The organism is bacterium, from assembly GCA_021158245.1.
In the GTDB taxonomy this organism is placed as follows: domain Bacteria; phylum Zhuqueibacterota; class QNDG01; order QNDG01; family QNDG01; genus QNDG01.
The window spans coordinates 11851-28877 of the sequence record JAGGVB010000088.1 but is presented as its reverse complement, the minus strand read 5'-3'; the positions used below and the strand labels follow the sequence as shown (position 1 = coordinate 28877).

The 17027-nt window shown below is 39.1% G+C and carries 9 protein-coding genes; all 9 read right to left on the bottom strand.

Annotated features, from left to right (window positions below):
- Nucleotides 1–50: 50 nt before the first annotated feature.
- Nucleotides 51–1295, bottom strand: a complete 1245-nt coding sequence (locus J7K93_05290; protein MCD6116406.1) for a hypothetical protein — start codon at nt 1293–1295, stop codon at nt 51–53.
- 2 nt (nt 1296–1297) lie between these two features.
- Nucleotides 1298–4318 (bottom strand): hypothetical protein, encoded by a 3021-nt coding sequence (locus tag J7K93_05285; GenBank protein ID MCD6116405.1) that lies wholly within the window; start codon nt 4316–4318, stop codon nt 1298–1300.
- Nucleotides 4319–4493: 175 nt separating this feature from the next.
- Nucleotides 4494–5909: a GWxTD domain-containing protein gene (locus J7K93_05280; GenBank protein MCD6116404.1), complete on the bottom strand. Its 1416-nt coding sequence runs from the start codon at nt 5907–5909 to the stop codon at nt 4494–4496.
- A gap of 121 nt (nt 5910–6030) precedes the next feature.
- A complete protein-coding gene (locus J7K93_05275; GenBank protein ID MCD6116403.1) occupies nt 6031–7071 on the bottom strand; it encodes a PorV/PorQ family protein in 1041 nt (346 codons plus the stop codon).
- 61 nt (nt 7072–7132) lie between these two features.
- Nucleotides 7133–10402, bottom strand: a complete 3270-nt coding sequence (locus tag J7K93_05270; GenBank protein MCD6116402.1) for a T9SS type A sorting domain-containing protein — start codon at nt 10400–10402, stop codon at nt 7133–7135.
- A gap of 111 nt (nt 10403–10513) precedes the next feature.
- On the bottom strand, nt 10514–13501 hold the full coding sequence (locus J7K93_05265; GenBank protein MCD6116401.1) for a TonB-dependent receptor: 2988 nt from the start codon (nt 13499–13501) through the stop codon (nt 10514–10516).
- Nucleotides 13502–13534: 33 nt separating this feature from the next.
- The gene (locus J7K93_05260; GenBank protein ID MCD6116400.1) at nt 13535–14176 is read right to left on the bottom strand and encodes a hypothetical protein; all 642 of its coding nucleotides are present in this window, start codon (nt 14174–14176) and stop codon (nt 13535–13537) included.
- A gap of 981 nt (nt 14177–15157) precedes the next feature.
- Nucleotides 15158–16402 carry an ATP-dependent Clp protease ATP-binding subunit ClpX gene (gene clpX, locus J7K93_05255; GenBank protein MCD6116399.1) on the bottom strand — a complete coding sequence of 415 codons (1245 nt, stop codon included), beginning with the start codon at nt 16400–16402 and terminating at the stop codon, nt 15158–15160.
- A complete protein-coding gene (gene clpP / locus J7K93_05250) occupies nt 16399–17010 on the bottom strand; it encodes an ATP-dependent Clp endopeptidase proteolytic subunit ClpP (GenBank protein ID MCD6116398.1) in 612 nt (203 codons plus the stop codon). Before clpP ends, clpX begins: the two co-directional genes overlap by 4 nt.
- Nucleotides 17011–17027: the final 17 nt, after the last annotated feature.

Genomic DNA, 17027 nt, shown 5'->3' with positions numbered 1-17027 from the left:
CCATTTTAATGAAATATAGCCTTTATGTCAAGTAAAAACTTAACTATATGCTATTTTTTCACAATCTTTTTCTTTCGGTAAGTTTTTACCTGCTCCATAAAAATTTCCAGGTCTCCTTCCAAATCAAAAGGCACTCCGTCAAAATAAAAAATCCTTACAGGCATGCTGCTGCAAAATCTGCTTATATTAGGATAAACAACCTCTGTAACAATTCCATTCATGCATGTAAAGGGACTTATATCTACTACTCCGTCGCACCCTTCTTTATAAAAAGATATGGCTTTACCCGAATTCAGAGTCATTTCTCCAAGCGCCATTCTTGCAGGCAGAAATCCCTCACTATTCAATAGTATTTCTTCTGTTTTTGCCTCTCTTCTATCTGAAAAGAACTTTTTAACAGGTTCTTTTAATCCATACTCATCAATTTTTTGAACTGTATGTCTTATTTTTATCTTTGCCATTTGAAAAGAAAATCTATTCCCCTTTTCTATTAATTTTCTTTTCTCCTCAAAATTTGTATACCACACCCATTCCGATATATCGGCAATCCAGGCTTCTGCACCTATCTTTTCCAATTTTCGTATGAGATACTGGTTGCTGAAATCATTAAATCTAAGATAAATCTCACCTACAATACCTACAAGGGGCAGAGTTCCCAAATTTTGTTTTACAGGCATTTTAAGATAACTGTCTCTTGCATTTTCAAGAACACCCTGCATTTCAGTCATCTGCTTCCTGAGAGTATATTCAGGATTACTTAAAACTTCTGCCATGTTATTTAAAGTTTTTCTGTGAATTTTATCTGCAGCGCCCTCTTCTTTCTCATAAGGCCTGACCATGTAAAGCATCTTCCTTGTAATATCCGCAGCAACTATTGATCTCCATGCTGTTCTTAAAAACCAGTTAACCTTTCCTGCAAAATCTTCATATCCGTTGCTGCTTGTAGGAGAAAAAACAACTGCTTCTTCATAACCAAGTTCTTTTATAATGGTTTTTAAAAGTGGTGAATACTGGCCGAATCTGCACGGCCCGTTTGATGTAGGCATTAAAAATGCATTTTTTTCAGGTATGAAATCATCCGCAAGAATAATTTTTAGAAAATTTCCAAGAGTAACTCTCTGTGGAAGGCACTCTTCTCCAGTTGTGAATTTTGCAGCTAGTTCCAGAGTACTCTCATCAGACTGAGGCGACGGCTGTGCTTCCACTCCCTGTGACCGGAAAGCTGCTGCTGTGAGCTCTGCGCCTTCATCGCTCATTCTCGGTATGTATAATTTTCTGCCTTTTAATACATTCATAATTAAACAATACTCTTACTTTCAAGATAAGCTTCTATTCTTGTCATAACTCCCGCATCATTTGCATGGCTGTCAAGCTGCAGAAAAAGATATGGGCCTCCGGCTGCTTCTTCCATGTAGTGCCGTATGTAAGAATCAGGCCCGCATTTAAAGTTACTTATAAAAATAATGTGGCTGTCTTTCAAATTACGTGTATATTTTGCAGCCTGCATAATTTTTCGTCCGTAATTCCAGAACATGTGGTCATTAATTTCATCTATATTTTGATCCTGGAATGGCAGGAAATCCATAGGTACAACAGGCACCCCGTATATATTGGACAATTTATCCGGTATGTGCAGATTCAGTTCAAAATCGTACATATTATACGGCCTGCCTACAAGTACAATAAATGGCTGGCCTGCATCATATATCTTTTTTAATGCTTTATCACCTTCTACAAGGAGCATTTTGGATAAATTCCCCTGTGCTGAATATGCAGATTTTACTGCTCTTCTATTTTCTCCTCTTTTAACACCGAACTTCCGGATAAAATCAAAAAGCTGTTTTTCAACAAAATCACGCCCTTCCCTGAACTGAATGTTCGGGTAGAGCAGCCTTTCTTTAAATCCGCTTAATGCAGGAGTATTTACGGCAACAAGTGATAATGTCTGGCCCCATGGGCATATATATGAAGATACTCCGTCCGTCGGGTCTTCTTCATTTATTACATTGGGATAAAAAACAAAAGCATCGCTGTTTTTAAAACCGTTGTACAGGTGCCCTAATGAAATCTGAACAGGAAAGCACGGATCTGCTGCTGATATCTCTATCCCTTTATTTCCAGTTGAATTGGAGCTTTTTTCACCTATAATTACTTCAAATCCCAATTCCTTAAAAAATGTATGCCAAAAAGGAAGTTTATCAATTATAAACAGAGTCTGCGGCAGAAATATTTTTTCTTTCTTTGTAATTTTTTTTCTGTTGTTTTTTTCTATTATCTCTTGAATCAAATCTTCTCTTTTTGTAAAAAGTGAATCTATTGGTGATTTTCTGCCGTTCTTTGATACTTTTCTGTATTTTACTGAACATTTATCGCCCCAGTAACTTTTTTCTCCCTCAACAGTAAATTCTTTAACAGTACAATTGTTTGAACATCCCTTACAAACGAATTCTCTTTCCTTGTAATCAACACCTCTTAAATCCCATCCACGGAAATTTGAGCTCTTTTTCTTATTCTTCTCCTTTGCAAGAAGAGCTGCTCCGATTGCACCGATTATTCCATTATAAGGAGGCACAATTATATCCTTTTCAAGTACAGTAGAAAATGCAGCGGCTACACTCCTGTTATATGCAGTTCCACCCTGAAAAAATATCGTATCTCCAATTCTTCGCTTTTTAACGACTCTGTTTAAATAGTTATGCACTACGGACAAAGCTATACCTGCTACAATATTTTCCAGAGGGATATCTTTCTGTAAATATAAATCTATCTCTTTCTCCATAAAAACCGTACATCGTTCCCCTATCTTCAGAGGTTGTTCAGCAGCCAAAGCAAGATTTGCAAATTCATTTTTAATACTTATTCCAAGCTTCTTTGCCTGCTCTTCAAGAAAAGACCCTGTACCTGCAGCACATGCATCATTAAGGCTGAAATCAACAACAACCCCATCAGACAGGGATATGAATTTTGAATCCTGCCCGCCTATCTCAAATATTGTATCTACTTTTTTCCCAATGTATCTGTCAGCTACAAACTGAGCACCTGTTTTGTGTGCAGTTATTTCATCCTTAACAGTATCAGCTCCTATAAGATGCCCAATAAGCTCTCTTCCGGATCCGGTTGTACCCACTCCATTTAATTTTATTTTACTGCCTGTTTCGGAAAGCATCTCCATAAGGCCGTTTTGTACAACTTCAACAGGCCTTCCTTTTGTCATCTTATATAATCCTGATATAAGATTGCCGTGTTCGTTTATAAGCGCAAAATTTGTGCTGATAGACCCTATATCCACACCGAGATAAAATTCAGTACCATCTAAATTGTGCGAATTTATTTCATCTTCAATAACCCGAACCCGCTTATTTGAAAGTTTTTTTGAATATGGGTAATATTTATTAACAGCATCATTATCTTTAATAGCAAGCTCTGTTTTATTGACAGCGCCGTCACTTAATCCAATTAACGCAGCACCTGCGGCACTGATCCATGCATGGTCTTCAGGCACAATTAAATCATCCGATTTCAAGTCAAAGTGTTCTTTAACCGCCTGGACAATTCCCTTATTAAAAGCAATCCCCCCTACAAAAGCAACCTTGGGAATTATCTTTTTCCCCTTTGTTATATTCCCGCTGAAATTTCTTACAATAGCATAGGCCAGCCCTTTAAGCACTTCATCAGGTTTATAACCTCTCTGCTGTGCATGTATCATATCAGATTTTGCAAAAACCGAGCACCTTCCAGCTATGGTGGGGTTTCGCTTTACATCAAGGATCATTCTTCCCGCCTCTTCAACAGAAACTTCGAGGCGTTCTGCCTGCTGATCAAAAAAAGCACCTGTTCCAGCAGCACACTCGCCGTTCTTTTCATAATCCTCAATTGTGAAACCATTCCTGCCAAATCTCTTTAAAAGAACATATTTTGATTTCTCTCCGCCAATTTCAAAAATTGTATTCACTTCAGGATAAAGTACTCCCACACCTTCTGCTACGGCCCTGAACTCATTAATATATTTTGCGCTAAGATATTTTAAAGCCTCTTTACCCCCTGCTCCTGTAACAAAAACAGATACTTTTTTATATTTGATAGATTTGGCTATACCTTTTATGATTTTTTCCACTTCAATTCTATGCCTGCCTGCATGCCTTATGTACGGAGAAAGATACAGATATAAAGATTCTTCAGACACGTTAATCAAACTTTTTCTGAGCCCATTTCTAAGCAGTTCATCCGAAATATTAATATCAGAATCAGATATAACAGCAGCCTTAATACTGACAGTCCCTATATCTATTCCGATGATTATTTTATTTAATGGGTTCATAGTCTGATAAATGTATAAATATTTTCTTTTAAATCAAGTATAATCAGCATAAATTGAACAAAACATTTAAAAAACTTATAATTTTTTATATTAACACGAAATCCTAAAATTAAAGCCATTAATTCGCAGAAACGAATTAATGGCTTTAAAGTTTTAATTATAATCTTATATTATTCTAATACTGATTATTCTGCATCATATTTCCCTGAGCGTTAAGCTCAATTAAATTTTCCCAATTAGCATTTTTTATTTCCCCGCGCTTTGTTGAATTCACAAGTGTAAAATTATTTGTTGAATTAAAACTTACAAACATAAATTCAACTCCGCCTTCAATATTATCATATCTCCAAATCTGAAATGCACGTCCACTTGCATTGGAATTATGGTGCTCAATATTATCGGGCTTTCCGTATAATATATAAACTCTGCCTCTGTCTGTCTGCCATCCGTCTATAAAATGCCCGAATTTTGCATTTGAATATGAAACCCTTTTAAGGTAAATTTTCCTGTATTCATTTACTACTGTTGAAAGGTCAGGGTCTCTTTTTTCCCAAAATTCCTTTAAAAATCTTATCTTTGCTTCCGAATTTCTAAGTTTTTTGATAATGTCTTTTTCTTGTTTTGTTGCAATATATACGAGACTTTTAATTTCAGTGTCTTCATCTATATCTCCGGCCAATTTCAATGCCCCTACACTTTCTTTTCTTCTCCTTGCAGATAGAACATTTTTTTCTTTTTTATTTCCTTCAGGATTATACAGAAAGAATTTTCTCCTGTTCTGTATAATTAATTTATTATCACAATCAAAAACCTGACAAACAAGCCAATAAGTTCCTGAAAACAGATCTTTTAAATCAATAGAACCATCAATCCTTTCCATCTTTCTCAAATCAACAATCTTTTCCTTTTTTGCGTATTTTTCTTTGTTTACCTCACTCTTATCATCATCAACATGATAGTAAATTTCTGCACTCTTGTTTTTCAACGTATCAAGCCCGTAAATCTCTATATAGAAATCAACACTTTTTTTTGATCCTCCATACATTCTTCCAGGATTCGGTTCAATATATAAATAACCTTTCTTAAAAAGGTCAGAATCTCCTTTTTCTATTTTTCTTGCCTGTGTGCAGAACATTATGTCGCTTATTTCAATTTTGTTCCCTTTATAAAATGGAACATTAAAATTAAAATCTACACTATCCGAATTTGCTATATTATTACTGTCAACTACTTTAAAAAATGCCTTGTACATTCCTTTTTTCATTTTGAATCGCAAAATATCAATTTTAGATTGATTACCTGAAGAAAGATTTTTCTTGTCATTAACAACCTTCCATGCAGTTCTGTAAATTATTTTATTGTCCTGAAAAAGCTCTAACTGTACAACTACCTGTCCCATTTCCTTACCGTTATTATCAGATTTATAAACCCACTCCGATGGATACAGTGCATAAGATAATTCTACAATATTTTCCTTGCCGGGCTCATAAAATACTGCATAATCAGCATCAATGTGCAGACTACTCTCCTGAGCAAATATTTTACTGAAAATAAAAATAATTATTGATATTCTCAGGGCACTATTTTTCAATTTCAAACTCCTTTTTAAATAATTATAAAAGGGATCAGGCCTAAAAGACCTGACCCCTTTTATCCTTTAAAGATTTTATCTCATTTAATAATCAAGATAAATCTTAAACTCCGTCAGATTTCTAGAACCCTAACTTAAGTGAAAATACATTTGAGCTAGAGAACATTTCAATCTGCCGCCATGCATAATCGAGATAAAGATCCATACCACCGGTCTTAAGATGTACACCACCGCCAAAAGTAAGCCCGTAGAGGTATTCAAAATCTTCTGGTTTATCCGGAGCCATTGTATAACCAACTCTTAGGAAGGCCATGTCTTTAAACGCAGCCTCTGCACCAAGTTTGCTCTCATCATCAGAGTAGTTGTTATTCTGGAACAGGTAACTTCCTGTTACAGATGCATTTTCTCCGATATTTCTTGAATATGAAAGACCAATCTCAAAAATTGAGGGCAAATCAAAGGAAGCAGCATCAATCTTCAGATAAGATATGGTTTTATCAGCATTAAAATCTTCAGCTTTTCTATACAATCCTGAACCGTCATACTTTAGCTGCGCACCAAGGTTTTTAATCACAATACCTGTGCTCAAACCTTCGATTCCGCCAAGATTTTTATACTGTATACCAATATCAACACCAACTCCTGATGCATTTACACGGCTGAATCTTTCGTTTATAAAATTAGCATTTACACCAACAAACACTCTGTCAGTCAATTGTCGTGCAAAAGATGCAGTGATAGTAAAAAATGTAGGTGTATAGGTTTCTCCGGTTCCATCGGGCATATCAGCAGTTGTTACATCAATTGCACCGATATTCAACACCTTCATGGATACTCCGAAGGTTCCCAACTGCCCGGCCTTTACACCAACTGCTCCGTAAGTAACACCGATATCAGCAATATATGGCATGTAGCTGAACATTGCCTGAGAATTACTTCCCATGGCTGCAAGTCCGGCTGGATTCCAGTAAATGGCTTCCACACCGGTACATACTGCAGAAGCAGCACCGCCCAGTGCGAGATATCGAGCACCTACAGGAATCAACAGCTGAACACCGGAAGATGTGCCGGCTCTGTCACGTCCGCCTGCGAATGCAGCTGAACTGATAAGCACAACAACAATCAGCGCAACTGCAAGCACTCGACCAGTTTTATTTATCATAACATTTCTCCTCATTCTAATTTATTTATCCTGCCGTTTTATTAACAAAGTACATTGCAGCTTAGAATATCTCAATGAACTGCTGCTGCTGTACAAGCGAAAGCTTAAGTACTTTTACTTTGCCAATCTCCGGCATGTTAATACGGATAATATAAATACCGCTTGCAACTGGTAGATCATTGTGATTGCGCAGATTCCAGCGGCAGAATTGAGACGGATCATCCTTTTCAATTGTATTAACCAGCTGTCCCGCAAGGTTGAAAATATAAATTGTTGCTTTTTGCGGTAAGTGGTTGAAACTGACGAATTTGTCTACGTTTGTTGTCTCCCGCGGATTTATGCCGTAATACGGGTTCGGATATACATTGATTTTTTCAACATCAGCCTGAGCAGCATCTTTACTGAAATTTACTCCCTCTGTTGTAAAGGAGAAAACATCATTTGCTGTATTAGGCTTGTTTGTAATAAACCAAACCTTGTTACCAATCGGCAATGTTGCATTATCAAGGTACATAGTGAACAGAGTAGCAGTTATAAACGGTAGATTAATCGGCCCTGTTGCACTGCCCCAAGTTGTATTTGCAGAAGTATACAGATCATTATCCGTCTCATACTGTGCATTATTTGCAGGATCATAACTTATTCTGTTTCCAGATGCATCATATCCAACCCAGGCGTAAACAGGTTCGTATGAAGGTGCACCGAAAATAGCACCTGCCCAATGGGCTCCATCAACATTCCAGGTACCTGTTTCATCATAATCCCAGAAACCTGCAAACAGCCTTTGATCCTCACCTGTAGAGAAGAGATGACGATGTACACCGAAAGGTGCTATATAGGCTTCATTAGTAGCAGCATCAAAATGCACTGCCTCGGAGATGTAATCCCAGGTCAGAGAATTTTCTGCAAAATTATACTCTACATCATCCATTCCCCACAAACCAAATCTGTCAAAGCATCTGCCGCTGTTTGGCTCACCTGCTCTGTTTGAGATAATGTAACCTGTTGTTCCGAGACTTGGATGGTCAAACAAACCGAATTCTGTTACTGCATTATCAAGAACATTATTATCCTGGTCTGTTTCCCAAACTGCCTTTACACCGGCAGGCGGGCCTACTACCTTAACCTGAAGGCCGTCAACAGTCAGATAATTGTCATCTCCGGACTGATTTGTCTGTCCGCTGAGTTTTACCTCATCCAGCGTAGAGTCAACAATACTCCATGTATATCCGCCGTTTTCAGCATCTTCAGTAAATTTGACATTATAAACATGTCCAGTTGTTGCAGTAGGATCAACTACAGTTACCAGAACAGAACCATCGCTCGGGCCATAATGTACAGCAGCGACTGTATCGCCGACAGTATATGAGTAGCTGTAACCCGGATCCGGCATCTGAGGAATTGCAGTCTTTGTGTTTAAAGCACTCTCAAGGCTGTGAATAGGTACATTCTGATCACCATTATAAGAGTATGCTGTTACTGCAAAATAGTATCTCCTGCCGTTAACAAGAGGCTGGTCTGTAAAAGCATCCTTTGTTATTGTAATATTACGCTTAACACCAGTATTCTTGCCGATCTGCACAGGAAGCTGCAGAATCTGCCCTGACACAGGATCAAATTTTGAATCAAGAATAGTAGTAATTTCATTGGCAACATCATAGGTTGCAACCAACTTTGCATCTTCTTTTGTAGCAGCAGCATTGGGAAGCTGATAAACATTGTAACCTTCAAACAGATACCCTTTCTGTTCTGCTTCTGTAGCTTCAACTCCTGGCCCGTCCCAGCCCCAGTTAAGGAGAACCTTGTTGTCAAGGTTTGTAACCTTAAGCAGAGGTTGTTGAGGAGCTTTTGCAAGCTCAAACAGATTATCAAAAGCATACTGAGCTGAAATGTCATTATATTTCAGAACAGAAAGACTTGACAGCCTGTCAGCTCCAAGCCCTGTAAGCAGAGCAACAACAACTTCCTGTGTGTCGCCTACAGCCATATTAATCGGTCCGGTAACCATACCGAAACGCCTGTCAGATGCTGACATTAAAACACCATCAATATTATAATCACCTTTAACAGGGTCGCCCGAAAGCGGGAATTTTGTAGGATTACCGTAGTTATCCAAGAAAGGAGTTCCTGCTCTCGGCAATAGCCCGTTCATCAGATTGTACCACTGCAGAGTTCCATCATATACCTTTAAATCAGGATCGGATATTGAAGTTCCTGCAGCAAAATAGAGAAATCCTGTCATCCCAAAATTTTTATACCCCGGTTTTTCCTTCATCATGAATATTGCTTTATCATTCGGGTCATCTGATTTTACAACAGGGCCCTGAAGAAAATCATATCCTGCTGAAGGAGGAGCAAGGCCATAAGGTACAAATTTTGAATCCTGAGTTACTGAATTGTACACAAAACCAAGTCCTGCAGTAGTATCACAACCAACATAATCACTACTGTAATCACCAAGGTCAGGATCTGAAAAGACAGCTACAAACATACTGTCAATTGTTGCATCTGCAGGTGTGGAAGAAGTACCTTTATAGATAAACCTGTATCTCTTAAAGGCAACATTCCCAAGCGCATCTGTCCTGTTATAACCCCACAGGGTTACCTGAACTTCCATACCGATCGGAGGCGAGCCTGCAAGCTGAAAGCACTGGCTGGAATTTAGATCATTTGCAGTAAACCATATAACCTGATCAGCGCCTGCAAAGCCGGGAGTTTCGTCACCATCCATGATACCATTTCCATTAGCATCATTAAACGGTGCGCCTTTCTGCCACGGCCATTCATTCCAGTCTGTCTCATATTGAGCTCTTACAGCAGCAACATCAGCATCTGTAATGTTTGATAAGCCGGCATCCTGAAGTTCTGCAGCATCTCTTTTGAGATCAGCAGTTTTATAATCAGGCCTTATACGCCATATCCTTACATCCGGTGCATTGGGATCTTCTGCTACACCCTTTGAAACAATTGCACCTCTCTGCAGGCCTGTATTGTATGTTGTTCCGCCAACGCGAAGTTCAGGGCTCGAACCATCCTGTACAAAACCTCCCCAAACAAGGCCGTCGGTGTAAATAACACCGGCACCATATGTGCCCCGCGGAAATATAACACCACTTCCGTTTGTATTAGGATCATGCGCAGATATACCATCTGCGAACATCCAGTGGGCCAGCAGATTGATGTTGAGAAGTGTTCTAACAGGCGTACCTGTTGGTTTCAACATCTGCGTCTGCACAGCCGCATTATTGTTTTCCCGAGCTACTCCGATTCCTGCTGATACTAACAGCAGTACCGTGAGAAGACAGGGTATAACAAATTTTTTTAACCTCATCTTATCCTCCCACATAGGGTTATCTTTCCTTTCACAACTTTATAACAGATGTGAAAGTTCCCGGCTGTATTGGAAGTTTCCAGCCAGCCGATTCAGAATAAAATTTCTTTCTTACTGAAAATTAATCATTATACCAGCACGAATTCTTCGCGGAGTACTCCACAAATCGCTTCCATTGAACTGGCCCCAATAATGGAGGCGGTTCAAATCATTGAATAAATGATACATATATGCATATCCTGCACCGCCCTGAGACGCTATAACTTTGCTGCTCAGATTAGGATCATTCAGGAATCCGTCAACATCGCTTCCCGTACGGGGGTAGACATTGATAACATTCTTTGTATTAAGAACATTCTGTGCATATACATAGACATTAATATCAAATTTACCGATTGTGAATGTCTTGTCAAGCCTTGCATCGAGATTGAACTGCCAAGGTGTAATTGAAGCACCTATTGGTTCAAGTGGAGAACGGCTTCGTGCATCCGTATCAGGCAGAGTTGCTCCCTGAGTCGCATTATTCTGGCCGGCACCGCCTGTGCTAAGCGTGTATGGATGGCCTGAGCTGAATGTAAACATTACATTTAATCCTGCACGCTCAAGAACCGGGCCTCCGTCGCCTTTAGCAAAACGGTAATCAACTGTCAGGCTTCCTGTGTGTTTCTGATTAAAATACAGCGGAGAAATAAGAGTCATCTGAGATGTTGCCTGATCAAGAGAGGCACTTGCCTGATTCTGGTAAGAACCTGTACCGCGGGCATCAGCATAAGTATAATTTAACCAGCCCTGTACTCTGTTGGTTCTGCGCAGAGTCAAACGCAGCTCAAAACCCTTTGTAGTGGCAAAATCACCATTTTTGGTAACATCATAAGTAGTAACTTCCGCATCAGAAGCTGTAAAAATCCTTCTTGTCTGAAGCTGATCTTTAATATCTTTATAAAATACTGTTGCATCAAAAGAAGCCGAACTGCCGAGCATTTGGCCTATTCCTACCTCGTACTGTGTTGTACGTTCAGGCCTTGTAGAAAGTGCTGTCGGGTTAGTGTAGAAATAACCGCCATGCATAACACCAAAAATAGTTGACATACTTCTGTATGCCTGGCTCATCTGAGGCATCTGTACAAATTTACCCCACTGTACGTGGAATGTTGTGTTATCTGAAACAGGGAAACTAAAACCGAGTCTCGGGCTTACTGTCTGGAAAGCCTTGACTTCGTGCCAGTCTTTTTTCACGAGAGTTGCAGTCTTTGCATCAATCTGAGGATTGGCATAATCATTTGGTTCCCACTGATCCATCGAGTAATAATCGTACCGCAGACCTGCATTTATAACCAGGTCTTTGTACTCATATCTGTCCTGAATGTACGCAGAACCGATTGTAGGATGTTTTGCATTATTCCACGGATAGGTATCATCATTTAATTCATTACCAAGACGATCATAGCCATAAACATTCTGTGAAACGGTTCTGGCCCATGTCAAAAACTTATCTTTATCCATAGCAACATCAGGAGTATTTCTCAAGTAGGTAAGGTTGCCGATAAAGCTAAAATTTCTGAGAGTCCAGTATTTAAACTCACCGCCGAACTCGATCTGGTTATGTTTAAACTGGTGTGTAAAATCAAGCTTTCCGGATATATAATTTCTCTTCCAGTATGAGTACCAGCCCTGCCTTGTACCAGGCCTGTCAAACCCGAAACCGTTAAAATCATAATTTCTCGGTCCCCAGGTATATTTCTGATACTGCCATCCGAGAGCTTTATTAGCAACACTGTCCTGGTATGCCCACACATTGTCCTTAAAATCAGGATCCCATGCTTTTCCTCTTGCATCATAATAAGATGCACTTACTTCGTAGTAAGTTTTCGGGGAAAGTACATGTGTAATCTTTCCAGTGTATGTACCGTCACTGTACTGGTTTTCCTGAAAACGAGCAGTAGTAAACTGATTATAAAAACCGTCTGCTCCTGAAGTATAGGCTGAATATGTACCTATACCGGAAAAACGGAATTTAATACTTTTAAAATCACCTGTTATAACACTGTTATAATAGAAAGGATTTCTTGCTCTTCCGTTTTTATGTACACCGTACATATCAATTCTGTCAACTTCTTCGCCGACTTTACCGCCGCGAATACCTGTATCTGCAAGTTTAATTACAGAACCGTCAGGAAGAACTGTTTTGCCGTTTACAATTTCAAAAGGGCTCCAGAATCTTGGAGTATTATCCCTTGTAAATGTATTACGGCCTGCAAAGAAGAAACGGAAATTCTTCAGCTTCGGCACAGGGCCGCTTGCAGTAAAAGTATAATCAGAGTATCCGTATGTATAGGTATCTAAGAACTTTTCACCGTATTTTGCAAAATTATCAGTCTCAGCTCTCAAACTAAACTTATAGTTCGGTGAACCTGCCCTGATAGCCATTGCAACAATACCTGAGTTAGCTCCGCCGTATTTTGCGCTGTATCCGCCTGCCTGAATCTGCATCTCTTCAAGAGCTTCAGGAATAACCTGGCCTCTTGTATTACCTGATACAACGTCTCTTATACTTGCTCCGTCTACATATGTTTCAACTTCGTCGGCACGGCCGCCACGGATATAAATATTATTATCCTGAGCAACAATACCCGGCTGCAGAGTAGCAACTGCATTAACGCCGCGGACAGGCAGGTTTTTCATGTCTTCACCGTCGATAATTCTGCTGGCATTTGTTGAGGTTTTCTCAATCATAGGACGCTCTGCAGTAACCTGAACAGCTTCAGCCTGAATTGCCTTAGACGATAAAGCAAAATCCTGTCTGTAGGTGAGGCCTATACGTACCTTAATATTACTGATAATATAATCAGCATATCCCATATACATTGCTTTAACAGTATAAATGCCAACAGGTACATTTAGGACCATATACTCACCATCTATATTTGTTGCTGCACCGTAATTTGTCCCGACGACCACAACGTTGGCACCCACAAGGGGCTCCCCCGTCTCCTTGTCAAACACCTTACCGGAAATTCTACCAGAAGTCTGGGCAAAAATCGCAGCAGATGCAAAAACAAGGGTCACCAGAGCAACAATTAAAAAACATTTTCGATGCATCTTTTTCCCTCCAATGATTAAACTTGAATGATTTTACAGCTTATTGTTAAAAACCTCCGTTTTAACAGCATCTGCAGTTCCGTAAATAAGCAGTGTTGAACTTGTACCTGCAGCCAACGTCGGAGTTACTGTAGCCAGTGTATCAACTCCTGAAATCACATAGAATGAATGTGATTCTGACGCCAATAAAACATTTGGCTTTATATCTTTAAAACCATATATTGTTGCTGTTTTTGCGTCAACGCCAATTTTAAGATCATCCGTTGGCACTAACTGAACGATACTTACATGTACCATTGTATCTGCTACAACTTCGTTTGCATATGACCAGTGTTCTCTGTGTTTCAAGAACCTTCTGTCAGCAGCATTAACTTTCGGGACAACATAGTAAGTCCCTGAAAAATCCGTATCCACAACTAAACTGTCAACCATTGTGTCAGGATCCGCCGGGACATAAAAAGCATGTGTGCCAGCCTTTACACTTGTGTAAGAATTGGCCTGTCCGACTGATAGTGTGCCAACACTTGTACCATCGAAAAGTACTGACGTCTCGCCAACATCACTAGCTGCGTTGATGAAACGGATGGTGCCAGTAAAGTTTGGTAAGCCATGCCCTTCCGTTGGTATTTTTACGCAGCTTACTGCTAATACCGTTACTAAAACGATACTAAGCAATAATGCATAAAAATTTCTCATTTTCATAAACTCTCCTTCCTTTCAACATTTGAGTTTTTAAACCCACTAATACAATCTTCTGCAGGAAGTTTATTACAGAAGATTTTCCTCTCCATCCTCCACACCAAACAATCTCGTTTTCCTCTCCAGAACCACCTCCTTCCAGAAACAAAATTCACAGTTTTAAAAAATTTTTAATTTAAATACGAAAAACATTCATCCTTACACAGAATTTAATTTCTATGTGTAATTCAGAAATCTTTCTTTATAACTTGGAAATAAAATTGATAGCCCATACATCATTATTATATATAAGTATAATCAAAACTGAAACCCTTATGCAAATAACAAAAAACCACCCTAAACAGGGACATCATTAAGATGCCGCGTTACGGTATTAAACCTTTGATTACTACTTTTCTTAGGAAAGGATACCTCTTATTGTATCATTATGGTAGGTTTAATCTATAAAATCTCTTTGATTTTGTCAAGTCTTTTTTGTAAAAACCTGCATTGTAAGGACTTATTAAGGATTATTTTTATGAAATTTGATATTTTTTAATAAATTTCGCAGGCTAATACAATATTGCAGTACTGCTTAATCACTCTTTCTAAAAAAATCCAGAAAGAAAGTGAACCGCACTGCTCTTTCCCTGGAAAAATTCATCCGATTAACACATTAACAAAACAGATAAACTTACAGGCTTAGTATCCGTTTTTTAATTTATACAGACACCCTTCAGTATTTTACCAACAGTGTCATTCTAAATATTTTTTTAACGATCATCTATTAAGTAAAATATTACTGCAGCATAACTTTCACATATTCACTGTTTTCTGCCATAAACTTTACAACTTTATAACTTTATAACTTTATAGCTTTATAACTTTACAGCTTTCAACCCGAAATCTTCAGTTCTCTTAACAAAAAAAGGGTGCTTGACTGAAACACCCTTCACAACAGATATTTTATAAGCCTGTTTAAGCCGTAGCTCTCTTTGACTCCGATTTTTTTTCAATCAACTGGGGCTTTTTCCCCTTTGTAACAACATCTTTTGTAATAATGCACCGTTCTACATTCTTTTTTGACGGGATATCAAACATAATATCCATCATAATATTTTCCATGATAGACCTTAATGACCTTGCACCTGTTTTTTTCTTCATTGCCTCTTCCACAATAGCACTGAGAGAGTTTACCTTAAATTCCAGGTCTACTCCATCAAGCTCCAACAGGTGTTTATACTGTTTAATCAAAGCATCTCTCGGTTCAAGAAGTATCTTCATCAATGCCTCTTCGCCCAGCTCGTCAAGAGTTGTAATAACAGGCATCCTTCCGATCAGTTCAGGTATAAGCCCGAAATGCAGAAGATCGTCAGGCTCTGCAAATTTAAGTATCTCTCCGATACTCTTTTCCTGGCGAGATGTAACAGAAGCACCGAAACCCATTACCTTTCTACCAATACGTGATGCAATTATTTTCTCGAGCCCTACAAAAGAACCTCCGCATATAAAAAGAATGTTCTTTGTGTTAATATTTATCAGGCTCTGCTCAGGATGTTTTCTGCCGCCTTTGGGAGGCACAGATACAATGGATCCCTCCAGTAGTTTTAAAAGCCCCTGCTGTACCCCTTCTCCTGAAACATCTCTTGTAATGGATGAATTTTCATCTTTACGCGCAATCTTGTCTATCTCATCAATATATATAATTCCGTGTTCCGCTTTTTCCAGTTTATAGTCAGCAGCCTGAAGAAGCCTTACCAGTACATTTTCCACATCCTCGCCTACATATCCGGCTTCTGTCAATGTTGTGGCATCAGCAATTGCAAAAGGAACTTTTAAAAAGCGCGCCAGAGTCTGAGCAATCAGAGTCTTACCTGTTCCTGTGGGGCCTATCATAAGGATGTTGCTCTTTGCCAGTTCAACATCACCCACTTTCTGCTCGTTGTTTATCCGTTTGTAGTGATTATATACAGCAACTGATATGGCCTTCTTAGCCTGCTCCTGCCCTATTACATAATAATCAAGTTCAGCTTTTATTTCGGCAGGGGTAAGAAGAGGCTGTACAATGGAAAGAGATCTCCTGACCATGTCCGATTTAATAATCTCTTCAGCATAACGTACACACTCATTACAGATATTAACTCCAGGGCCTGTAACCATTGCATCAACTTCTTCAGAACTTCGGCCGCAGAATGAGCAGACATATTTATTCTCGCTCGTCACGATGTCCCCTTCTTTTTCTTCTTTTTGTCTGTTCTAACCAGAACTTCATCTATAATTCCGTACTCCTTTGCTTCCTGTGCAGACATGAAAAAATTTCTGTCAGTGTCACTCTCAATCTTTTTAAGGTTCTGGGCAGTATGTTTTACAAGAATACCGTTAAGCTGTTCCCTGAGCGTAAGTATCTCTCTCGTCTGAATCTCTATATCAGTAGCCTGACCCTGAGCTCCCCCAAGAGGCTGATGTATCATAATTCTCGAATGAGGAAGAGCTGAACGTTTACCATGTGTACCTGCAGCAAGAAGCAGTGCACCCATGCTTGACGCCTGGCCCATACAAATTGTAGCAATATCCGGCTTTACATACTGCATTGTATCATATATTGCAAGGCCTGATGATACATGCCCCCCCGGAGTATTAAGATAAATATAGATATCCTTGTCAGGATCTTCGGCTTCCAAAAATAAAAGTTGCGCAATAACAAGGCTTGAAACCACATCATCAATCGGAGATCCTATAAAAATTATTCTCTCTTTAAGCAGGCGGGAAAATATGTCAAAAGCACGTTCGCCTCTGCCTGTCTGCTCCACAACAATAGGCACTAAACTCATTTTGCCCCCGTTTGTTA